This is a genomic window from Micromonospora sp. NPDC049257 (genome assembly GCF_040678915.1).
In the GTDB taxonomy this organism is placed as follows: domain Bacteria; phylum Actinomycetota; class Actinomycetes; order Mycobacteriales; family Micromonosporaceae; genus Micromonospora; species Micromonospora antibiotica.
The window spans coordinates 1-22,740 of sequence record NZ_JBFAQU010000040.1; the positions used below are offsets into that span (position 1 = coordinate 1).

The 22,740-nt window shown below is 73.1% G+C and carries 17 protein-coding genes and 1 pseudogene; 16 read left to right on the top strand and 2 right to left on the bottom strand.

What is annotated here, in order from left to right; translation table 11 throughout:
- Window positions 1-111: 111 nt before the first annotated feature.
- Window positions 112-1,107 (bottom strand): DUF1702 family protein, encoded by a 996-nt coding sequence (locus AB0K25_RS30420; RefSeq protein ID WP_357534407.1) that lies wholly within the window; start codon window positions 1,105-1,107, stop codon window positions 112-114.
- Window positions 1,108-1,525: 418 nt separating this feature from the next.
- Between AB0K25_RS30420 and AB0K25_RS30425 the strand changes: the two genes are divergently transcribed.
- The 5 genes and pseudogenes from AB0K25_RS30425 (at window position 1,526) to AB0K25_RS30445 (ending at window position 6,953) form a co-directional block, all read left to right on the top strand.
- On the top strand, window positions 1,526-2,095 hold the full coding sequence (locus AB0K25_RS30425; RefSeq protein WP_219462643.1) for a DUF5987 family protein: 570 nt from the start codon (window positions 1,526-1,528) through the stop codon (window positions 2,093-2,095).
- Window positions 2,092-3,729, top strand: coding sequence for a GMC family oxidoreductase (locus AB0K25_RS30430; protein WP_219462644.1), 1,638 nt, complete (start codon window positions 2,092-2,094; stop codon window positions 3,727-3,729). The genes AB0K25_RS30425 and AB0K25_RS30430 overlap by 4 nt, the downstream gene beginning before the upstream one ends.
- A 60-nt stretch (window positions 3,730-3,789) precedes the next feature.
- A complete protein-coding gene (locus tag AB0K25_RS30435) occupies window positions 3,790-4,860 on the top strand; it encodes a carboxymuconolactone decarboxylase family protein (protein ID WP_308290783.1) in 1,071 nt (356 codons plus the stop codon).
- Between the two features lie 205 nt (window positions 4,861-5,065).
- A pseudogene (locus AB0K25_RS30440) lies at window positions 5,066-5,338 on the top strand (IS5/IS1182 family transposase); the annotation flags it as partial.
- A gap of 361 nt (window positions 5,339-5,699) precedes the next feature.
- The gene (locus AB0K25_RS30445; RefSeq protein ID WP_363823869.1) at window positions 5,700-6,953 is read left to right on the top strand and encodes a hypothetical protein; all 1,254 of its coding nucleotides are present in this window, start codon (window positions 5,700-5,702) and stop codon (window positions 6,951-6,953) included.
- A 233-nt stretch (window positions 6,954-7,186) separates the two neighbouring features.
- On the opposite strand, the gene AB0K25_RS30450 is transcribed toward AB0K25_RS30445, so the two are convergent.
- Window positions 7,187-8,863 carry an FAD-dependent monooxygenase gene (locus AB0K25_RS30450; protein WP_357534400.1) on the bottom strand — a complete coding sequence of 559 codons (1,677 nt, stop codon included), beginning with the start codon at window positions 8,861-8,863 and terminating at the stop codon, window positions 7,187-7,189.
- Window positions 8,864-9,233: 370 nt separating this feature from the next.
- Here AB0K25_RS30450 and AB0K25_RS30455 point away from each other — a divergent pair, with 370 nt between their 5' ends.
- From AB0K25_RS30455 to AB0K25_RS30505, 11 genes are all read left to right on the top strand, one after another.
- Window positions 9,234-9,413, top strand: a complete 180-nt coding sequence (locus AB0K25_RS30455; protein ID WP_204960481.1) for a hypothetical protein — start codon at window positions 9,234-9,236, stop codon at window positions 9,411-9,413.
- A 100-nt stretch (window positions 9,414-9,513) separates the two neighbouring features.
- Window positions 9,514-11,514: an acyltransferase gene (locus tag AB0K25_RS30460; RefSeq protein ID WP_363823871.1), complete on the top strand. Its 2,001-nt coding sequence runs from the start codon at window positions 9,514-9,516 to the stop codon at window positions 11,512-11,514.
- Between the two features lie 110 nt (window positions 11,515-11,624).
- Entirely contained in the window at window positions 11,625-12,551 is a 927-nt protein-coding gene (locus tag AB0K25_RS30465) for an alpha/beta fold hydrolase (RefSeq protein ID WP_363823873.1), read from the top strand.
- A 215-nt stretch (window positions 12,552-12,766) separates the two neighbouring features.
- On the top strand, window positions 12,767-13,708 hold the full coding sequence (locus AB0K25_RS30470) for an ABC transporter permease (RefSeq protein WP_219462654.1): 942 nt from the start codon (window positions 12,767-12,769) through the stop codon (window positions 13,706-13,708).
- A complete protein-coding gene (locus AB0K25_RS30475; protein WP_363823875.1) occupies window positions 13,705-15,666 on the top strand; it encodes a dipeptide/oligopeptide/nickel ABC transporter permease/ATP-binding protein in 1,962 nt (653 codons plus the stop codon). The genes AB0K25_RS30470 and AB0K25_RS30475 overlap by 4 nt, the downstream gene beginning before the upstream one ends.
- Window positions 15,663-16,544 (top strand): ATP-binding cassette domain-containing protein, encoded by an 882-nt coding sequence (locus AB0K25_RS30480; protein WP_363823877.1) that lies wholly within the window; start codon window positions 15,663-15,665, stop codon window positions 16,542-16,544. The genes AB0K25_RS30475 and AB0K25_RS30480 overlap by 4 nt, the downstream gene beginning before the upstream one ends.
- Window positions 16,545-16,595: 51 nt before the next feature.
- Entirely contained in the window at window positions 16,596-18,167 is a 1,572-nt protein-coding gene (locus tag AB0K25_RS30485) for an ABC transporter substrate-binding protein (protein WP_219462660.1), read from the top strand.
- Between the two features lie 157 nt (window positions 18,168-18,324).
- Window positions 18,325-19,503 carry a nucleotide disphospho-sugar-binding domain-containing protein gene (locus AB0K25_RS30490; protein ID WP_363823879.1) on the top strand — a complete coding sequence of 393 codons (1,179 nt, stop codon included), beginning with the start codon at window positions 18,325-18,327 and terminating at the stop codon, window positions 19,501-19,503.
- A gap of 105 nt (window positions 19,504-19,608) precedes the next feature.
- Window positions 19,609-20,913, top strand: a complete 1,305-nt coding sequence (rfbH, locus tag AB0K25_RS30495; protein ID WP_208566643.1) for a lipopolysaccharide biosynthesis protein RfbH — start codon at window positions 19,609-19,611, stop codon at window positions 20,911-20,913.
- A 218-nt stretch (window positions 20,914-21,131) separates the two neighbouring features.
- Window positions 21,132-21,503, top strand: a complete 372-nt coding sequence (locus AB0K25_RS30500) for a YciI family protein (protein WP_219462666.1) — start codon at window positions 21,132-21,134, stop codon at window positions 21,501-21,503.
- On the top strand, window positions 21,500-22,717 hold the full coding sequence (locus AB0K25_RS30505) for a DUF6596 domain-containing protein (protein ID WP_219462668.1): 1,218 nt from the start codon (window positions 21,500-21,502) through the stop codon (window positions 22,715-22,717). The genes AB0K25_RS30500 and AB0K25_RS30505 overlap by 4 nt, the downstream gene beginning before the upstream one ends.
- Window positions 22,718-22,740 lie beyond the last annotated feature (23 nt).

A 22,740-nucleotide genomic window follows, 5' to 3' on the forward strand; every position in this document is an offset into this window, starting at 1 on the left:
TTCGGCGACGCCGGTCAACGCCGCGGGCGCGGAGCAGTCGACGACGACGTCGGGTGCCGTCTCGGTGCGTGGATAGCCGGGACGGGGGCCGCCGACTGCGCACCGACCGGATCAGGCCGGGGTCGCCGGGTCGGCGACCGGCACCCGGTCGCGCACCCGGGCCCGCCACAGCTCGTACGCCGGCAGGGCCGGCCCGGCGGCGGAGTCCACCGCGACCTCGTCGGCCAACACGGAGGCGTGCTCCACCGTCATCCCGGCGAGGGCGTGCAGCGCCACCCCGGTGTGCCCGGGGATGTGACCCGAGTAGTCGCGGGCCTTCGCGGCGAACACCGCGCCCTGGCCGAGGTGCGGGCGGTCGACGCCGCTGAGCCGGGCCAGCAGGGCCAACCCCTCCGCGTCGCAGCCACCGGCGAAGGTGGCCGCCAGTCCGACGCCGCTCCACAGGTCGGCCTGCCGGGACCGGTCGAACCGCTGCACCGCCGCCGCCACCTGGGTCGGCTGCGCACCGTGGATGAACCACAGCGCCCGGCCGACGCCCTGGTCGCAGGCGCGCGCGAAGTAGTCGGGGTGCCCCTGCCAGGGGTACGGCGACGGACGGTACTGCCCACCCACCCAACGGTCGGTGTCGAAGTAGGCCCGGTCGAAGCCGTACCCGTCGACGGCCAGCCAGCTCATCGTCGGGTAGTACCGCATGCCGGTCAGGTCGGGCAGGACCCGCCGCCACAGCGGGCGGGGCAACCGGGCCATCGCGAAGCCGATCCCGATGTAGGTGAGGAAGGTGTGCCGCTCGGCCCGGCCCCGCAGCAGGTCCCGGGCCCGGTGGCCACGTCCGCCGGCCATCGCGTCACGCACCGTGCAGGCCATCGTCGCCCCCTCGTAGGCGAACCCGCGCAACTCGACGTCGACCAGTTCCAGGCGACGCTCCACCTCCCACTGGTCGCGGGCGTCGATCGCCCACTCGAACCCGCAGATCACCGTCTGCGGGATGGCCTCCAACCGCCGGGTGACCGCCGACTCCTCGACGGGGAAGCCGCGTCGGGCGAAGCTCACCTCGGCCAACGACGGGGTGAGCAGCAGCCTGCGGATCGAACCAAGGGTGGTCGGCATGGGCATCTCCCTGGGCAACGCCGGAGTCGGCAACGGTCGGGACCCGCCGGGGCACCTCGGGGCGCACGCCGGTCACGGGTGCACTCATCGTCCGGGCCGCACCCGTTTCCCCGCTTCTCCCGACGTGCGCAGGTGTCCACCCGGACGGTGCACGGCGGGGTGGACCGGACCGTCGGTGGCGGGTCACCGGGGGGTGCCGGCCGTACCGGCGTCGGGTCACGGCACCCACCGCACTTCGGAAGGTGTTTCGGTGCGCCCGATGCGTGCACGATGTGCGGCAGCGGAATCGCGCGGGGCGGTGCCCGGATTCCACCGCCGACCGGCCGGCACCGACATTCGCGCGACCCGTCGTGTACGCGGAGAAAGAGTTTCCCCGGAACCGCCCGGAACAATTTCGCACCGGACAGGAGGCGTCGCCGTGCAGTCCAGTACCACCGACGCAGACAACTCGCGGACTATGACCATCGAGGCCTTTGCCGACACCATTGTTCCGGGCGAGAAGAGAAGCCCGGACGACCAGGCCGTGGCCGGCGCCGCCCCCGGTGGCGGTGCGGTCGCCGCCGGGGCGGTGGAGCTGCTGGAGTTGCCGGCCGGCGGCCTGGCCGACTCGCTCGACGGGCTGGCCCTCACCCTCGACATGCACGCCGGCGAGTACGCCGCCGAGCAGGGGATCGCCCTGGACCCGGCGCTGCCGGCGTTCGTGGCCCTGCCGTTCGCACACCGCACCGAGCTGGTCCGCCGGCTGACCGACCCGGAGCACCCGGAGAAGCAGATGTGGGTGGGCCTGGCGCTGTTCAGCAACATGGCCTTCGACAGCGCGGCGCACCTACCGACCGTGGCGGCGCTCGCCGACGGGCACCCCGGCCTGCTGCACATCGGCTACCACCGGCCGGACGCCGACGGGTTGTGGCGCTACCCGAACTACTCCTACGGCCGTCCCCTGGCCCCCCTGCACCCCGACACCACCCCCACCGGGAGCCCGGCATGAGCAGCACCGAGAAGACCGACGTCCTGATCATCGGCAGTGGTTTCGGTGGCGCGATCACCGCCTACCACCTGGCCGCCGGGGGCGCGAAGGTGGTGATCCTGGAGCGCGGGCCGTGGCTGTCCGGTCAGGACTTCGACCACGACTTCGAGCTGGGTTCGTCGTACACCCGGGCGTTCGACTTCGTCGTCGGGGACGGGATGAGCGTGCTCAGCGGCAACTGCGTGGGCGGCGGCAGCGTCGTCTACTTCGCCACCATGCCCCGGGCGCCCCGGTTCGTCTTCGAACGCCAGGGCTCGATCGGCCGGCGGATGTGGCCGGCCGCGATCAACCGGGACACCCTGGACCCGTGGTACGACCGGGTGGTCGAGGCCCTGCCGGTCACCGGCCAGAGCTGGGACCAGGTGCCGTACCCCGGCGGGCTGTGGGCGGCGGCCTGCGCCCACGCGGGTCGCACCGCCAACCCGGTGCCGTCGGCGATCGACCTGGACAAGTGCACCAACTGCAACTGGATGATGGCCGGCTGCCGGTTCGACGCCAAACGGTCGCTGCTGCTGAACTACCTACCGGCGGCGCTGGCCCACGGGGCGACGATCCGGCCGCTGCACGAGGTGCAGCACCTGTCGCGCACCGACGACGGCGGCTACCGGGTGCACTACCGGGTCGTCGACGACGAGGACTACCGCGTCCTGCACGACGCCGGCACCATCGACGCGAAGATCGTCATCGTCGCGGCCGGCGCCGGGGCGACCCCGGTCATCCTGCAACGCTCCGAGCCGACGCTGGGCAAGATGCCGTCGGCGGTCGGCCGCTACTTCTCCGGCAACGGGGAACGGCTCAACACCGCCGTGTTCGACGAGGACCGGGTCCGTGAGGTACTGGGCCTGGACCGGGGCGACGGGGTCGCCTACGAGGCGTACCAGATCGGCCGGGGGCCGACGGTGGCCAGCTGGGACAAGCTCGACGCCAGCCTGCCCGAGTACGAGCGGTACTCGTTGGAGCAGCTCTACTTCCCGCCCGGCCTGGGCACCATCCTCGCCCAGGTGCCCGACGCGACCGGCCCGAGCTGGTTCGGGGTGGAGAAGAAGGAGCTGATGCGGCACTTCAAGTCGTGGCTGACCGTCTTCACCATGTCCGAGGACGACAACGAGGGCGTGTTCGGGCCGCCGCCGGAGACCGGCAACGCGCACCGCTTCTCCCAGCAGATGCTGGGGCACGGCCCGCTGCGCTACCAGCCCACCGCCAACACGTGGCGGGGCTGGAACCTGTCCGACGCCGACGTCAAGGACATCGTCGAACGCGACGGCCTGGCGAAGGTGATGCCGTGGACCAACGACCTGGTGGGCGCGTACACCGTGCACCCGCTGGCGTCGTGCCGCATCGGTGACGACCCGGCGACGTCGGCCCTGGACGACCGGCACGAACTGCGCGGGCACCCGGGCATCTTCGTCACCGACGGGTCTGCGGTGCCCGGCGCCCTCACCGTCAACCCGGCCCTGACGATCAGCGCGCTGGCCGAACGGGCCGTCCCCGGCATCGTCCGGGCCGCCCGGGAACGTGGGGTCGCGGTCACCTACGGCGCTCCCGCGCCGGACGGCGCGACCGCCGGCCGCCGCGCCGTGCTCCAGGCCCGCTGACCCGACCACGGTCCCCCGGCATCCGGCCGGGGGACCGCCCCGACCTGGAAGGGGATGACCGTGGCGACCCTGTTGGCCCGCGCCACCCGGCGCACCGTGCTCGCCCACGTCCGGCACGTCCGCCCGGTCGCCCCCCATCGGGCGGACGGCCTCGTCGCCCAGGTGTACGGGCAGGTCGAGCGGGACTTCGGCATGTTGGCGCCACCGGTGGCGCTGCACTCCCCCGCCCCGGAGGTGCTGGCGGCGAGCTGGACGATGCTGCGGGAGACCCTGGTGGCCACCGGTCCGGCCGGCCGGCCGGCGAAGGAGGCGGTGGCGGCGGCGGTCTCCGCGGCGAACCGCTGCCCGTACTGCGTCGACGTGCACGGGGCGGCCCTGGTCGGGCTGCTGCCCGGTGGCGGCGGGGCCGGCCCGGCGGTGGCGGGGCTCGACGACGGGCCGTGGGGGCCGTTGGCCCGTTGGGCCCGGCGGCCGTCCCCGCACGGCCCGGCCGGGCCGCCGCCGGCACCCCCGGACCAGCTGCCGGAGCTGGTCGGCGTGGCGGTGGTCTTCCACTACCTGAACCGGATGGTCAACGTGTTCCTGCGGGACTCCCCGCTGCCCGAGACCCCGTCGGTGGCCCGGGGTGTCGTGCAGCGGACGGCGGCCCGGGTGATGGGGGCGCTGGCCCGCCGGCCCTGCCCGCCGGGGGCGGCGGTGGCGTTGCTCCCGGCCGCCCCACGCCCGGCCGACCTGGTCTGGGCCGGTCCGACGGTGCTCGCCGAGGCGCTGGCCCGTGGTTACGCCGCGATCGAGGACGGCGGCCGGCAGGTCGTCCCCGCCGGGGTACGGGAGCTGGTCGCCGCCCGCTGCGCCGACCCGAAGGACGGTCCGACCGGCATCAGCGCCCGCCCCTGGGTGGAGGACGTCGTCGCCGGTCTGTCCCCGGTGGAGCGCCCGGCGGGACGACTCGCCCTGCTCACCGCGTTCGCCTCCTATCAGGTCACCGACGCCGTGGTGGCGGACTTCCGGGCGCACCACCCCGGCGACGACGCCCTGGTGACGCTCACCGCCTGGGCGGCCCTGACCGCGGCCCGCCGCTACGGCCCGGCACTGGCCGGTGTCCCGGACGTGCCGGACCCGACCAGCTGACCCCAGCCCTCGCCCAAGCCCTCGGTGCCCCGGCTTCGACCCGCACATCTGCCCCGGCTCCGACCCCCGGCACCTGATCCTCCGGCCCTGGCTCCGGCCCGGCCCCGGCTTTGGCCCTGGCTCCGGCCCGGCCCTGGCCCTGGCTCCGGCCCCGGCTCAGGACAGCTGTCGACCAAGACTCGAAGCCCCGACCGGGGGTCTCGCCATGCTGTCCTACCCCGCCGCGATTCCGTTGTCCAGCCGCGCCCTGAACTACCTGGCCGAACGGATCCGCGGCCACCGTAGACAGCGCCGATCCCGGCGGCGGCGCCTTGAGCCGGGCCGGCAGGCGCTGCTGGCTCTGGCCCATCTGCGTAACGGTGACACCTCCACCGACTCGCGGCCGGCTTCGAGGCCCTACTACAGCGGCAAGCACAAACGCCACGGCGTGAACGTGCAGGTCATCGCGGACGCCGCCGGCCGACTCGTGTGGGCAAGCCGTCCTCGTCCTGCACCACGTCGAAACCAACCGCTACGCAGGATGAAATGGCTCGATACGCGCGACGCACGCGCCGTGGTCGACTTCGCGCACCGGCGAGTCCCGCCTACTTGTGAGTACTTAACTCGTTCAGGAAGCCTATTCGCTGATCATGCTGCCTTGACTTATATTTCCATCAAACCCGGGCAGCGCCCCCGGGTCGACAAGCTGAATCTCGGTCGCGTTCCCTCGACTCGCACCGTTGTCGCTCCCGGCCTCTTTCGGACCTCGGGAAGAGCGTAGACCTTCTCTGTCGCACGGCTGACCGGCTCTTGCGATCGGACTGCATCGAATCCAAAAGCTGCCTCGGGAAGGAGAGCAGATGGGCACAGGAAATGATTTTCATCCTACGCCAGCCGCAACGTCCGCCCATCGCCGGCGGTCGGAATTCCTCGCCACGGTGGTGGCGCTGGCCGTGGTCCTGATGATCGGTGATGCTCTCGGCGCAACGGCCGGCCGTGCAGTCGCCTTCGCGATGCCACCCAACCCCGGGACGCAACAGGTTCCAGCGAAACTCGGCGGCGTGAGAGCCATCGCCGCCGGCGACGCGCACAGCATCGCCCTGCTCTCGGACGGCACCGTCGTCACCTGGGGCGAGAACTTTTTCGGGCAGCTTGGCGACGGCACCAACGCCCGCCGCACCACTGCGGTACGAGTGTGCGCCGTCGGCCAGAGCGCCCCCTGCTCCAGGTCCCTCACCGGCGTGATCGCTATCGCCGCCAACCGGAACGACAACCTCGCCTTGCTCAGGGACCACACGGTCGTCGCCTGGGGCCACAACAGTTCTGGGCAGCTTGGCGACGGCACCTGGACCAACCGCACCACTCCGGTACGGGTATGTGCGGTGGGGCAGGTCGCACCCTGTGGCAAGTTCCTGAGCGGAGTCAGATCCATCGCGGCCGGCTGGGGTCACAGCCTGGCGGTGGTGGGTAACGCCCTGGCCGTGGCCTGGGGTCGGAACTACGAAGGTCAGCTTGGTGACGGCACCACCGTCGGCCGCACCACCCCGGTACGGGTATGCGCGGTGGGACAGGTCGCGCCCTGCGACCAATTTCTGTACGCGGTGAAAGCCATAGCAGGTGGCGAACTTCATAGCATGTCGCTGCGGGGTGACGGTGGCCCTGTCGGTTGGGGCGCGAACTATGTCAATCAGCTTGGTGACGGCACCGTCGTCAACCGGGCCATTCCCGTGCGGGTGTGTGCGATGGGAGAGATCGCTCCCTGCCACCGCTTCCTGTACGGAATCCGGCACATCACGGTCGGCGCGTCGCACAGCATGGCGCAGCTGAGTAGCGGTGGCGTCCTGGGCTGGGGGTTCAACGGTTATGGCCAACTCGGCAACGGCACATGGGACACCCGCCTCCAGGCCACTCGGGTCTGCGCTGTGGGGGAGGCTGCTCCCTGCGACCGGTTCCTGAGCGGGGTCAGATCCATCGCGGCTGGCACAGCCCATAGTCTGGCTCTACAGCCTGACTATACGGTGGCCGCCTGGGGTTACAACGCCCAACGCCAACTCGGTGACGGCACCACAACATGGCGTCCCACCCCTGTGCAGGTCCTCGCACCCCAAACCTAGTGCCGCATCGATGACGCCCAGGCATGACACCTTCCCGGCACACCACGCCCTCCCGGCACACCGGCTGGCCGGCTCGCCTGGCCCGCCTTGCGGCACTCGTCGTCGTCCTGGGTCTCGGCGGGCAGCTCAAGCGGCGATCCGGTCCTACGCAGCTCGGCGGCGGTCGGGGTGGGCGGGCAGGGCGCAGCCGGAGCCGGTTCCCGCGCCGGCTCCGGCTGCTGTCCCTGGGCCGGTCAGGACCCCGACCGTTGCCCGGCGTCCACCGGGCCGTCCTCCACCCCGGTCGCCGACGGGGCCGACGGCGGCGTCGACGCGGCACCCGTCGAGGGCACCGGGGCAGCCGCAGGTGACGGGACCGGCATGGACGGGCCACCCGACGGAGGCGACAGGACCGGCTTGGGTGAGGAATCCGGCGTGGCCGACAGGACCGGCGCGGGCGAGAGACCCGGTGCGGGCGCCGGTGCGGGTGGCGGGACAGGGGAGGTGGCCGGCATGTCCCGGGCCAGGCGGAGCACCCGCACCAGCAGCGGCAGCCGCCACAGTGTGCGCGGCGGGTCGACCAGCCCGGCGACCCGCATGTACGCCCGGGTGACCTCCGGGTCCTTGGTCATCGCGTACTGGAGGCGGACCAGATAGGCGTTGTGCAGCCGGATCGGCAGCGACCGCGGCCCCACCCCGGGGAAGTCCAGGTCGGTGCGGGTGGACAGCTGCCACGGGTGGCGCATCAGCCGTGCAACGTCCCGCAGGTAGGAACGGCCGTCGGCGGCCGGTTGCCGGTCGAGGAACCGGCGCAGCGCGGTCACCTGCATCGCTGCCGCGGTCATCCCCTGGCCGTAGACCGGATTGAAGCTGCACACCGCGTCGCCGAGCACGGCCAGCCCGGCGGGGAACCGGGACAGCCGCTCGTAGTGCCGCCAGACGCTGGCCGGGAAGGTGAACGACACCGCGTCGCCGGTCGGGTCGGCGTCGCGGACCGCCTGGTGGATGTCGGCCACCGGCAGGGTCCGGACGTACTCCTCGAAGCCCGTCGGGTCGGTCGGCGGGTGGTCGCCGAGGATGCCGGTGAGGCTGAGCCGGAAGTCGCCGGTGGCGGTCTGCCCGAAGAACGCCCCCCGGGGGTGCTCGGGAGAGGCCACCGGGTTGATCGCCACCGGCCCGTCGAAGGTGCCGGGCCGTCTGCGGTAGGTGCGGGTGGTGTACGCCAGCCCGATCGTCATCCGCTCCTCGACCGGCCGTTCGTAGCCCAGCTCGGTCAGCCAGACGGGCAGCCGGGACCCCCGGCCCGTGGCGTCGACCACCAGGTCGGCGTCGAGGCGTTCCTCGGGGCTGCCCGGGGTGCGTTCCTGGATGCGGATTCCGGTGACCCGGCCCCGGTCCCCGGTGGCCACCAGCCCCAGCACGTCGGTGTGCTGCCGGTAGGTCACGTTGGGCAGCCCGGCCACCCGGGAGCGCAGGTAGTTCTCCAGCACCGGCCGGTTACCGGCGACGGAGAGCAGCCCGGTCTCCGTGCGGGCGATCGGGCGGGCGTTGAAGTACCAGCGCATCAGCCCGAAGTCGCGTACCGGCAGGCCCAACTCCTTGGCGTCGTCGAGCAGGCCGGGGAAGAGGTCGGACAGGATCAGGTAGCCCCGGGCGTGCAGCCCGTGCGCGTGCACGGCGTGCGACGCGCCCTTGCGCATGCCGGTGACCCCGAGCACCTCGTCGCGGTCCACGACGACGACCTCGCGGTACCAGTCGGACAGCACCCGGGCGGCCAGCGTGCCGGCGATGCTGCCGCCGGCCACCACCGCCCGGTCGCCCAGGATGCGTGGCGTCACCGGGGCCGACGGCCGACCGCCGAAGACGGCGCGTAGCCGGTCGGTCACCCCACCGCTTCGCGCGGTACTGCTCGCTGCGACGTGGTCGCCCATCTGCGGTGCCTCCCTGAACTCGGTCGGCGGCCCACGCGGGGCGGGGACGGGAAGCGCCCCGCCGCGCACACCGCCGGGCGTGCGGCTCGCCAGGTGTGCTGCCCATGGAAGCAGAGGACGCGGGTGCCGCACGTCCTCGAACGTGCCCAATGCGGACGGTCACCGGTGCTGCGGCGGCCCCGCCGGTCGGCACGGCGCGGGCCGGCCGGCGGGGTCGACCCGCCGGGGCTGAGCACGCTCGGAGATGACCCCCCACCTCGGCGGTTCCATCCTCGAACCGGGTACGACGGGTGCCGCCGACAGTCGCGGCCCCGGCGGCGCGGTACCGGCACCGGCACCGCGCGGACGGCCGAGACGAGGAGGCGGACACGTGCCGCAGGTGACCGAGAACGAGGACGGGACCACGACCTTCAGCATCAACTCCGCCGAGCTGCGCCGGCTGCGGGACCTGGTCCTCGACCGGGTGCCCGAGCTGAAGCGGGCGGTGGAGCTGGCGGAGAGCCCCGAGGTGCGCACGACGCTGCGGTTCGTGCGGTCCGTCATCCGCTGACCTCCGGCCCGCAGGACGCCGGCGACGACCATCCCGCGTGCCGTGGGTCCCGGCCGGCTTCCGGTCGGCGCACCGCCGGCCGGACCGAAAGGACGAGTAGATGAGCGTGACGACCAGGGACGGCGGGGCCTCGGCCACCGCGGGCAGGGCGGGCGGTGACCGGGACCCGTCGATCTTCGGCATCCGCGGGTTGGCGGCGTTGGCACTGCTGACGGTGCACGTGGCGATGTTCTCCGGGCTGTTGGGCACCAAGGCGCTGGGTACGCCCCGACCACCGAGCAACTTCCTCGGCGCGTTCTTCGTCAGCGGGCTGCCCTCGTTCATCGGGGTGTTCTTCGTCCTGCCCGCGCTCTACCTCTACCTGCCGCTGGCGCGGGCGATCATCGCGGGCCGGCCGCGTCCGCCGCAGGGCGCGACGATGGTCCGCCGGCTGATGCGGCTGCTGCCGGCGTACTACCTGATGTACCTGGTGGTGCTGGTGGCGTTGAACCGGGACGCCATCGACGGCCCCTGGTACGTGCTGCGCCCGCTGCTGCTGTTGCAGATCTACTCGCCGAGCCCGTTCGCGCCGCACTTCATCAACGGGATGGAGGTCAGCTGGACGGTGCCGAGCATGGTGCAGTGGTACCTGGCGCTGCCGCTGATCGCCTGGGCGAGCCACCGCTTCGCCGCCCGGGGGGCGACCCCGGTGGCGCGGGCGCGACGGCTGCTGCTGCCGGTGCCGGTGCTGATCGCCATCGGTGTCGGTTGGCTCTTCTTCGTCAAGGGCAACGGCTGGGACAACCGGATGGTGTTCTGGTGGCCGCAGGGGTTCGCGCCGACCATCGGCATCGGCCTCGGCTTGGCCGTGCTGCTGGCGTTGTCGCAGGTGTCGCCCGGGGACACCCCCCGGCTGCTGCGGTTCGCCGCGCTGCGCCCGGGGCTGTTCTGGGTCGCCGCGATCGCGGTCTACCTGGTCAACTGCGCCCGCCCGTTCAGTGTGATCGGGATGGACGCGATCTACTCGACCAGAGGCCTGTTCATGACGTACCTGATGGTGGCCCTGTTCGGGTTGTTCGCGTCGCTGCCGCTGGTGTCGCCGGGCGCGGCCCGGACCCGGATGGTGGACGCGGTGCTGACCGCCCGCCCGGTGGTCCATCTCGGCAAGGTCTCCTACGGCGTCTACCTGTGGCACTTCGCGGTGATGCACTTCTACCTCCAGCCGGGGGCTGTGTTCAGCGGCGCCGTCCGCCCGATCCGCGAGCTGTACGGCACGGCCGGGTTCTGGGAGTTGGAGACGGTGACCCTGCTCGGTGCGGTGCTGCTGGCCACCCTCAGCCACCGGCTGTTCGAGCAGCCGCTGGCCGCCCTGGTGGACGCCGCGCTGGCCCGGCGACGGCGGTCGACGCCGCGACCACCGGCGCTGCTGCGGGCTCCGCTGCTGGCAGCCGCCACCGTCGACGTGCTGTCCCCGCCACAGGCCGGGGCGGCGGTGGCGGCGGCGGTCACCGACCGGGACGCCATCCAGGCCAATCTGGTGGACCTGGAACGGCACCTGGACCGGCATCTGCTGGCCGCCGCCGAGCTGACCGGGGAGTCGGCCCGCCGGTGGGCCGCCGCGCGGGCGGATCTGGCGCAGTTGTGGACCGTCTACCACGCCTACTCGGCGGTGGTCGACGAGGTGGTCGGGCCGTTCGCCGGCCCCGGCCAGCCTTCGGGGGCGGAGCTGGCCCGGGTCAGTGCCCTGCTCGACCAGGCGTCGGTGGTGGTCACCGGCCCGCCTCCGCCGCTGGCGCGGCGGCGGATCACCGACGACGGCCGGGTGGAGTTGACGGTCGCGGCGGCGGTGGCCCGGATGGACGAGCTGTTCCGGGGTATCGCCGAGGTGGTGACGGCGGCGGAGGCGGTGTGGGAGACGGCCGGGGCGCGGTTGGACCGGATCGACGCGGCCCTGGCCCACCGGGCCACCGGGGACGGGACGGACCCGGAGCCGACGGTGCAGCGGGCCGGGCGGCTGCGGGCGGCGGTACGGACGGACCCGTTGGCCCGCTGGCGGGACGGGACCGTGGTCACCGACGACCTCGACGAGTTGCTCCGCTCGTTGGAACATCTCGTGGCATAGCCGGCGTTTTACGCGGTTTGCTCAGGCGGCGGGGCGGATAATCATCCCGCACGGTGACCGGCGGTGGTCGCGGAATTCCCGCGCGTGGTCCGAGGCATGAGGAGACCGTCTTGAGTACACATCGGACCGTTGGCGACGAGGACCTGTTGGCGGGGACGGAACGACACGTCCCCGCCAACGGCGTGCGGCTCTGCGTGGGCACCTTCGGCTCGCCGGAGCACCCGGCCCTGCTGCTGGTCAGCGGGGCGTCCAACTCGATGGACTGGTGGGCCGACGGGCTGTGCCGGCGCCTCGCCGACGGCGGCCGGTACGTGGTGCGCTACGACCACCGGGACACCGGCCGGTCCACCGGCTGGCCGGCCGGCTCCCCCGACTACCACTTCGACGACCTGGTCGCCGACGCCGCCGCCCTGGTGGAGCAGCTCGACCTGGGGGCCGCCCACGTGTGGGGCATCTCGATGGGCGGCGCGATCGCGCAGCGGCTGGCCGTGGAGCATCCACAGCGGGTCGCCTCGCTGACGTTGAGTTCGACCAGTCCCGCCCTGCGGATCGGCGAGCGCCCCTACGACGACCTGCCGCCGATGTCGAAGTCGCTGATGGCCAGCTTCGGCGAGTCCCGCCCCGACCCGGACTGGGCCGACCCGGACTCCGTCGTGGAGCACATCGCCACCGGTCAGCGACCGTTGACCGGCAGCGTCGCGCTGGCCGGGGCGGAGCTTCGGGAACTCGTGGCGCGGGCGGTGGCGCGGACCGTCGACATCCGGGCCAGCCTGGCCAACCACTGGTCGATCGACGGCGGGGCGGAGTACCGCGACGCGCTGGGCGGGATCACCGTACCGGCCCTGGTGGTGCACGGCACCGAGGACCCGCTCTTCCCGTACGGGCACGGGCAGGCGCTGGCCGACGAACTCCCGGTCGCCCGGCTGCTGCCGCTGCCCGGGGTGGGGCACCAGATGCCGCCCCGGGCGACGTGGGACACGCTCGTGCCGGCAGTCCTGGCGCACACCGGTGGCGGCCCCGGGAAACCCACCGGGTGAGCACGTCTGCGGAAGACAACCGCGCCTCCGCTCTGCCAGCGTGGACACGGCCCCTGACGCGCCGCTGATCACGGACGTCGGTGGGTCGACCCTGACCACCGACGGCTGGAGCGTGACGCCATCAGATTCGACCACGTCGGCGACCCGGCCGGCCGTACGTCCACAGGGGGGATCGACACCCGGCGGGGTGCCGGTGCGGACGGCCACCGGTGGCCATGGTCCGGCTAGTCCTGCGCCGGCTGGCCTGGACCGGGCCGTTGCTGTTCGTCGTGTCGGTCCTGTGCTTCCTGCTGATCTCCCTGGTGCCCGGTGACCCGGCCCGCACGGTGCTCGGCCCGCTGGCCCCGCCCGAACAGGTCGAGGCCCTGCACCGGCAGATGGGGCTGGACCGCCCGCTGACCGTGCAGTACCTCAGCTGGCTGGTCGACGCCGTGCACGGTGACCTGGGCCGGTCGGTGAGCACCGGCACCGCGGTCGGCCCGCTGATCGCCAGCCGGTTGGCCCCGACGCTGTCGCTGATCCTGCTGGCCACGCTGACCGTCGGCGTGGTCGGCACCGCCCTCGGCGTGCTCAGCGCCGTCCGGGGTGGACCGTTCGGGCGGCTGGTCGACGTGGCCTCCGTGGTGGGTCTCGCCGTACCCGGATTCTGGCTGGCCCTGGTGCTGATCACCTGGTTGGCGGTGCGGTGGCGGCTGTTCCCGGCCACCGGCTACGTCCCCTTCGGGGAGTCCCCGGTGGGGTGGCTGCGGTCGCTGGCGTTGCCGGTGGCCGCGACGTCGCTGGCGGCGGTCACCGCGGTGGCCAAACAGACCCGCGACTCCATGTTGGACGTATTGAGCCGCGACTTCGTACGGGTGATGCAGGCCAACGGCCTGTCCATCCGCTCGATCGTCTACCGGCACGCGTTGCGCACCGCCGCGGTGCCGGTGGTCGCGCTGCTGGGAGTGATCTCCGCCAGCCTGCTCGGCGCGACCGTGCTGATCGAGAACATCTTCGGCCTGCCCGGCCTGGGCTCCGGGGCCGCGCTCGCCGCCGCCCAGCACGACATTCCGGTCCTCCAGGGGGCGGTGGTCTGCTACACCCTGATCGTCGTGGTGATCGGCCTGCTCGCCGACCTCGCCCAGGCGTGGTTGGACCCCCGGGTGGGGGCCCGGTGAGCCGGCCGGCGGCGGTGGCGGTGCGGGTGTTGCGCCGCCCGCTGGTGCTGCTCGCCGTGCTGTGGCTGCTGCTGGTGCTGGCCTGCGCCCTGCACCCTGAGCTGGTCACCGGCCGGGACCCGGTCGACCAGGACCTGCCGGCCGCCCTGGGGGGGCCGTCGGCCGCCCACCCGCTGGGCACCGACCGCCTCGGCCAGGACCTGCTCAGCCGGCTCGCATACGGCGCGGCGGGCACGCTGTGGGGGGTGCTGGTGGCGGTGCTGACGGCCACCGTGGTCGGGGTGGGTCTGGGCCTGCTCGCCGGCTACCTCGGCGGGGTCGTCGACGCGCTGGTCGGCCGGCTGGCCGACCTGCTGTTCTCGTTGCCGGCCATCGTGATCCTGCTGGTGGTTGTGGCCGTCTTCCCGGGCGACGTCACGACCGCCATGCTGACCTTCGGGTTGCTGCTCTCCTCCGGCCTGATCCGGGTGGTCCGGGCCGCCACCCGGTCGACCCGGGAGGAGCTGTTCATCGCGGCGGCCCGGCTGGCCGGGCTCTCCACGCCGCAGATCCTGCGCCGCCACGTGCTGCCCCGGCTGCGCGGCCTGGTCATCGTCCAGGCGTCCCTGGTCGCGGCGATCGCCCTGGTGATGCAGGCGAGCCTGGCCTTCCTCGGGTTCGGGCCCCCACCGCCGGAGCCGAGCTGGGGCGGCATGATCGACGAGGCCCGGATGGTCATCGTCCGCCACCCGTGGGCCCTGGTTCCGCCGGGGCTGGCGGTCGCGTTGACCGTGCTCTCCTTCGTGCTGCTCGGCGACGCCGCCCGCGACGGCGCGACCGCCGCCTGGGCGACGACGAAACTGGCCCGCCGACGCCGGCGGTCCGGCCGGCGCGGAACCCACCCCACGGGGTCCGCACCGCCCCACCCCGTGGGGTCCGCGCCCGCCCACCCCGTCGAACCGCCGCCGGCCGGCCGGCCGGGCCACGCCGACACGTTGCTGTCGGTACGCCGCCTGTCGGTCCAGCTCCCGGGTGGTCCCGGCCGGGGGGCGCGGACCGGCACCACCGTGGTCAGCGACGTCGACCTCGACGTCGGTCCGGGGGAGATCGTCGGACTGGTCGGCGAGTCGGGCTGCGGCAAGACGGTCACCGCGCTGAGCATCCTCGGGCTGCCCCCGGGTGACGGGCAGCTCACCGGCAGCTGCCACTTCGCCGGCCTCGACCTGGTCAGGGCCGGCGACCGGCAGTGGCGCACGGTGCGGGGCCGCCGGATCGGCTACGTCGCGCAGGACCCGATGGTGAGCCTGGACCCGACCCTGCGCGTCGGCGTGCAACTCGCCGAGGCGGTCCGCCGGCACACCGGGCTGGGTCGACGATCGGCCCGGGCCCGGGTGCTGGCGCTGCTGCGCGACGTCGGCCTACCCGAACCGGATACCGCCGCGCGACGGTATCCGCACCAGTTGTCCGGCGGGATGGCCCAGCGGGTGGCGATCGCGTTCGCGTTGGCCGGGGACCCGGAGCTGCTGATCGCCGACGAGCCGACGACCGCGTTGGACGTGACCCGGCAGGCCGAGATCCTGGCCCTGCTCGCCCGGACCAGCCGGGAACGGCGGTTGGCCGTGCTGCTGGTGACCCACGACCTGGGGGTGGTGGCGGCGCTCTGTGACCGGGCGGTGGTGATGTACGCCGGTCAGGTCGTCGAGTCCTGCCCGGTGACCGAGCTGTTCGCCCGCCCCCGGCACCCGTACACCCGGGGGTTGCTGGCGGCCGATCCGCACCGGGCGTCCCGCGCGGGCCGGCTGCCCACGATCACCGGCACGGTGCCCGCCCCCGGGCAGTGGCCGACGGGGTGCCGGTTCGCGCCGCGCTGCCCGCTGGCCACCGAGTCCTGCCGGCACGCCCCGGTGCCGCTGGACCGGCTCGGCCCGGCCCACGCCGTGCGCTGCGTACGGCCGGACGAGGACCGGGCGGCGGCGTGAGCGGGCGGCCGTTGCTCGCGGTGCACGACCTGGTGGTCGACCTCGGACACCGACGGTCGGCGACGCGGGTGGTGGACGGGGTGAGCCTGACCGTGGCCGCCGGTGAGACGGTCGGGCTGGTCGGTGAGTCCGGTTCGGGCAAGTCGACGATCGCCCGCGCGGTCCTGGGCCTGACGCCGGTGACCGACGGCCGGATCCTCATCGACGGGGTGGACGTCACCCGTGCCGGCCGGCGGCAGCGCCGGGCGCTCAGCGGCGACGTGCAGCTGGTGTTCCAGGACCCGTTCAGCTCGCTCAACCCGGCCCGCCGGGTCGGCGACAGCCTGGTCGAGCCGCTGCTCAACCGGCGGGGCGTCGACCCGGCGCGGCGGCGGGTGCTGGTCGCCGAGGCGCTGCACCGGGTGGGCCTGCCGGCCGAGGCGGCGCACCGCTATCCGGGGCAGTTCTCCGGTGGGCAGCGGCAGCGCATCGCCCTGGCGCGGGCCCTGGTCGGCAGCCCCCGCCTGCTGGTCACCGACGAGCCGGTGTCCGCGCTGGACCTGTCCGTCCGCGCCCAGATCATCAACCTGCTCGCCGATCTGCAGGCCGAGCTCGGTTTCGGTCACCTGTTCATCGCCCACGACCTGGCGGTGGTGCGGCACCTGTCGCACCGGATGGTGGTGCTGCACCGGGGACGGGTGGTCGAGGCCGGTGACGCCGAGACCGTGTACCGGCGGCCCACGCACCCGTACACCCGTGCGCTGTTGGCCGCCGTGCCGGTGCCGGACCCCGTCCGGGCCCGCGCCGCGCTGGCCGCCTTCGCCCGGCAGCCGCCCCCGGCCGGTCCGGCCCCCGACCTCGGGGTCGACCCGGCAGCCGACCGGCACCCGACCTCCTGACCACACACCCTGCTCCCCCTCGACACCGGCGTCCGCCGGGAAAGGATGGCCATGTTCGCGCATCGTCCGCGCCGAAGCGTCCACCAGGTACGAGTCCTGGTCGCCGCCGCGCTGCTCACGGTCGGCTCGCTGACCGCCTGTTCCGGCACCGCCGAGCCGGGGGGCGGCGCCGACGACGCCGTCCTGACCATGGCGGTGGCGGCCCCGCCGACGCTGGACCCCTACAAGGCCAACATCGACCTGAACAACATTCCGACGGTGGCGCTGGCGTACGCCCCACTGATCCGGATGAACGCCGACCGGACGTTCACCGGGGAGCTGGCCGAGTCGTTCGGCTACGTCGACCGGCAGAACAAGGTCTTCCAGCTCAAGCTGCGCCCGGGGCTGACCTTCGCCGACGGCACCCCGCTGGACGCCCCGGCGGTGGTCAAGTCGCTGGAGTACATGCGGACGGTCAGCCCGAAGGCGAAGACCTGGGCGGCCACCATCACCAGCGTCACCGCACCCGACGCCGCCACGGTGGTGGTCACCAACAGCGCCCCGAACCCGGTGATGCGGCAGCTGTTCAGCCAGGCGATCCTGTCCGGCTCGGTGGTCTCCCCCGCCGGGCTGACCGATCCGGGCCAGCTCGCCCAGCGCACCTTCGGGGCCGGCCCGTACCAGCTCGACCCGGCCGGCACGGTGGCCGGCGACCACTACACCTACCTGCCCAACCCCCGGTACTGGAACAAGGAGGGGCAGCACTGGAAGAAGGTCGTGGTCCGGGTGCTGCCGGACGCGAACGCCACCGTGCAGGCCATCCAGGCGGGGCAGATCGACTACGCCGCGCTCAACGCCGACGCCGGTCCGGCCGTCGTCGCCGCCGGGCTCAAGCACATCACGGCGAGCGTGGCGGTGCTCGGCATGGTGCTCGCCGACCGCGACGGCACCGTCGCCGCGCCGCTGCGCGACGTGCGGGTACGCCAGGCGTTGAACCACGCCATCGACCGGGCCACGATCGCCAAGACCATCTTCGGCGAGTTCGCGCACCCGACCAGCCAGATCGCCGCCCCCGGCTTCGACGGCTACCAGGCGGCCCTGGACGACCGCTACCCGTACGACCCGGACCGGGCCAAGGCGCTGCTCACCGAGGCGGGTTACCCGAACGGCTTCACCGTGAAGGCCGAGGCGCACACCCCCGGCATCGCCGCCGTCGCGCAGGTGGTGGCCGGGCAGTGGAAGAAGATCGGGGTGACCGTCGAGCTGACCACCGACACCCAGGTGCCGCAGTGGCTGGAGCACGTGATGTCGCGCAAGTTCCCGGTCACCGCGTTCGGCTACGGCAACCTGCCGACCTACCTGTCCTCACTGGACTTCATGCGGCCGGTGGCCAACCCGTTCAACCCGTACGCCACCGACGACGCGCAGTTGAAGCAGTTGCTGCAGCGGGCGGTCGCCGAGCCGGAGCCGACCACCCAGGCGGGGTTGTTCCAGCAGGCGGTGGCCCGGCTCACCGAACTGGCCTGGTTCGCCCCGGTGGTGCGGATGGACGGTATCGCGGTGACCGGCACCCGGGTCGCCCCGCTGGAGGCGGCGGCCGACAACGGGCTGCCGAGCGTGGTGACGGTCCGCCCGGCCGGCTGACCACCGTCGGTCCACAGTGGTCGTACGGGCGGCGGGCACGACGGCACGCTGGGAGGTGTCCGGCCTCCCGGCCTCTGCCACGATCTACTGGTAATGGTCACTACCGGTATCCGTCGCCGCGCAGTTCCGGCGGCGCCCTGAGCCGTCGGAGCCGCAGATGCGCGTGCTGATCACCAGCGCACCGATGCACGGCCACCTATTCCCGTTGGTGCCGCTCGCCTGGGCGCTGCGGGCGGCGGGGCACGAGGTGCTGGTCGCCTGCACCGAGCACTTCGTGCCGACCGTGACCCAGGCGGGTCTGCCGGCGGTCTCCGCCGGGCCGGGGATGGACATCCGCGAGCTGGTGCGGCCGGGTTCGCCGCACGGCATCGAGGACGACCCCTACGGACACGGCGAGGTCTTCGCGACAATGGCGTCGCGGAACCTCGCCGGCACCCTGGCGACCGTCCGGTCCTGGCGACCGGACCTGGTGCTCGCCGAGCGCTCCGAGTACGCCGGCCCGGTGGCCGCCCGCGCCGCCGGTGTCCCGTACGTCGAGCTGCACTGGGGTGTCGCGGAACTCGTCGAGTACCGGGCCGCCGCCGAGACGGTGCTCCGGGGTGACCTGCACCGGCTCGGGTTGACCCGGCTGCCCCGGGCCGATCTGGTGCTCGACCCGTGGCCGCCGAGCCTGCGGCTGCCGCACGCCCGGGCCCACCTGGGGTTGCGGCCGGTGCCGTACAACGGTGCCGCCCGGGTGCCGGAGTGGCTGCTCGACCCGCCGCCGCGGCCCCGGATCGGGCTGACCATGGGGACCGTCCTGCCGCACCTGACCGACGCCGGGATGGGTGGTCTGCTCACCGGGCTGGTCGAGGAGCTGGCGACCCTCGACGCCGAACTGGTCCTGGCCATCGACGACGAGGCCGCCCGTCAGCTGCCACCGCTGCCGTCGGCGGTCCGGTACGCGGGCCGGATTCCACTGTCGGAGCTGGTGGCGACCTGCCGGTTGCTGATCCACCACGGCGGACAGGGTTCCGCCCTGACCGCGCTGGCCGCGGGTTGTCCGCAGCTCGTGCTGCCCAAGTTCGACGACGCGTTGGACAACGCGGAGGCGATCGCCGCCGCCGGGGTGGGGTTGGCCGTCCGGTTGGACGTGGCGACCCCGCGCGGGGTGGCCGACGCGGCGGGGCTGGTGCTGGGCCAGTCCCGGTTCGCGGTCGCGGCCGGTGCGGTGGCCGACGAGGTCGCGGCACAGCCGTCCCCGGCCGAGACCGTCCGGGCGCTCACGCGGTTGGCCCGGCGGGAGACCGCCGATGCCGCGCCGGCCGGCGGGTCGGCCGTCCGGTGGCCGCGGTGAGCGCCGACGGCCGCCGGGTCCCGCCGGCATCCGGCCCGACCGGCGACCGGCGCGGCCCCACCGCCGGTACGCACACCTGTCGCGATCACGAGAAGGAGTCCGGGCATGAGTGACCGTAGAGCGCTGCTGCTCGACGAGGTCCGTAAGTTCCACCAGGACGCACAGCCCAACCAGCCCTTCATCCCGGGGGTGACCGAGATCTGGCCATCCGGGGCGCTGCTCGACGCCGAGGACCGGGTGGCGCTGGTGGAGGCCGCGCTGGACATGCGGATCGCGGCCGGCCCGCTGGCCCGCAGGTTCGAGTCGGAGTTCGCCCGCAAGATGCACCGCCGCAAGGCGCACCTGACCAACTCCGGCTCGTCGGCGAACCTGCTGGCGGTGAGCGCGCTCACCTCCGACCTGCTGGAGGACCGGCAGCTGCGCCCCGGCGACGAGGTGGTCACGGTGGCCGCCGGGTTCCCCACCACGGTCAACCCGATCCTGCAGAACGGGTTGGTGCCGGTCTTCGTCGACATCGATCTGGGCACCTACAACACCAGCGTGGAGCGGGTGGCCGCGGCGATCGGCCCGAAGACCCGGGCGATCATCCTGGCCCACACGCTGGGCAACCCGTATCCGGCCCGGGAGATGGCGGAGCTGGCGGACGCGCACGACCTGTTCTTCGTCGAGGACAACTGTGACGCGGTGGGCTCCACCTACGACGGTGCGCTGACCGGCACGTTCGGCGACCTGTCCACGGTGAGTTTCTATCCGGCCCACCACCTGACCATGGGTGAGGGTGGCTGCGTGCTCACCTCGAACCTGGCGTTGGCCCGGATCGTCGAGTCGCTGCGCGACTGGGGTCGGGACTGCTGGTGTCCGCCGGGCGAGTCGAACACCTGCCTGAAGCGGTTCAAGTACCAGCTCGGCACGCTCCCCCAGGGCTACGACCACAAGTACATCTACTCGCACGTCGGCTACAACCTGAAGGCGACCGACCTGCAGGCCGCGTTGGGGTTGACCCAGTTGGCCAAGCTGGACGAGTTCACCGCGCTGCGGCGGCGCAACTGGCGTCGGCTGCGCGAGCGCCTCGACGGGGTGCCGCACCTGCTGCTGCCCGAGGCCACCCCGAACAGCGAGCCGAGTTGGTTCGGGTTCGTCATCACCGTCGACCCGGCGGCGCCGTTCACCCGCTCCGAGCTGGTGGCGTTCCTGGAGGACCGGCGGATCGGCACCCGGCAGCTGTTCGCCGGCAACCTGACCCGGCACCCGGCCTACCTGAACCAGCATTACCGGGTGGTCGGCGAGCTGACCAACAGCGACATCGTCACCGAGCAGACCCTCTGGGTGGGGGTCTATCCGGCACTCACCGACGAGATGATCGACTATGTCGGAGCGTCGATCCTGGATTTCGTCGCCGCCCGGGGATGACCGACGGGGAAACGCCTGAAGTCGAGAGGACGAATTCCTTTTCGGCTGCCCTCGCCGACCAGCCGACCCGATGTCGCCGACCCCACCGACGAAAACGACGCGGCACCCTGTGGCCGCGTCGACCTACCCACGCTGAGCTGCACGTCTGTATTGTGTCGTAGCGACGGTGCTGGTTGTGACCTACCGGTGGGACAATCATCTCCGACCTTGGAGGTGCGGTGAAATATCTGATCCTGATCAGCCACAACGAGCAGGCTCGTGACGCGTGGCAGGACATGTCCGACACCGAACGGCAACTGGGCGTCAAGGCCCACGCCGCCCTCGTCGAAGACCTCGCCGCCGCCGGTGAACTGATCGTCTCCGAAGCGCTGGCCGATCCGGCGACGGCCCGTCGGGTCCGGGTCGACCGGGGCCGCACCATCGCCACCGACGGCCCGTTTCCCGAGGTGAAGGAGTATCTCGCCGGCTTCTACCTGGTGGAGTGCGACACCATCGAGCAGGCGGTGGCGCACGCGGCCCGGGTGCCGGAGGCGCAACTCGGCCTGGTCGAGGTGCGCCCGGTCCTCGACGCCGCCCGGCCGGACGCGTGACCGTCACCACCGACGTCGAGGACCTGCTGCGCGAGCACGCGCCGCAGGTGCTCTCCACCCTGGTACGCCTGCACGGCGGCTTCGACACCTGTGAGGACGCCGTGCAGGAGGCCCTGCTCGCGGCGGCCGTGCAGTGGCCGGAGGAAGGGTTACCGGCCAACCCCCGGGGCTGGCTGACCACGGTCGCCTCCCGCCGCTGGACGGAGTTGTGGCGCAACGACGCCGCCCGCCGCCGCCGGGAACGTGCGGTGGCCGCCCTGACCGCCCCGGAGCCCGGTCGGGTCTCCGCCGTGGACGACACGCTGACCCTGCTGATGCTCTGCTGCCATCCGGCGCTCACCCGGGTTTCCCAGGTGGCGCTCACCCTGCGGGCGGTCGGCGGGCTCAGCACCGCCGAGATCGCCCGGGCGTTCCTGGTGCCGGAGTCCACCGTCGCCCAACGGATCAGCCGGGCCAAGCAGCGCATCCGGGCCAGTGGCGCCGAGTTCCGGATGCCGGCGCCCGAGGATCGGCCGGCCCGGGTGGCCGCCGTGATGGAGGTCCTCTACCTGATCTTCAACGAGGGTTACACGGCCAGTTCGGGGCCGGCGCTCAACCGGATCGAGCTGACCGCCGAGGCGATCCGGCTGACCCGGCAACTGCACGAGCGCCTGCCCGACGAACCGGAGGTCACCGGGCTGCTGGCGCTGATGCTGCTCACCGACGCCCGACGGCCGGCCCGCACCGGCCCGGACGGGGCGCTCATTCCGCTGGCCGAGCAGGACCGGTCCCGGTGGGACGGGCGGGCCATCGCGGAGGGCGTCGCGTTGATCACCCGCACCCTGGCGACTGCGCCGGTCGGGCCGTACCAGGTGCAGGCGGCGATCGCGGCGGTGCACGACGAGGCGGCCCGTGCCGAGGACACCGACTGGCCCCAGATCCTCGGGCTCTACAACCTGTTGCGGCGCATCGCGCCCGGTCCGATGGTCGCCCTGAACCGGATCGTGGCGGTCGCCATGGTGGACGGGCCGGAGGCCGCGCTCGCGGAGCTGACCGCCGCCCAGACCGATCCGGTGCTGGCCGGTAACCACCGGGTGCACGTCGTGCGGGCCCATCTGCTCGACCTGCTCGGTGACCGGGCGGAGGCCCGGCGGCACTACCTGCTGGCCGCCCAGGCGACGCTCAGCGTCCCGGAGCAGCGGTTCCTGCGGCTACGCGCGACCCAACGGGCCTGACCGGTCGGTGAGTCCGGCGGCCC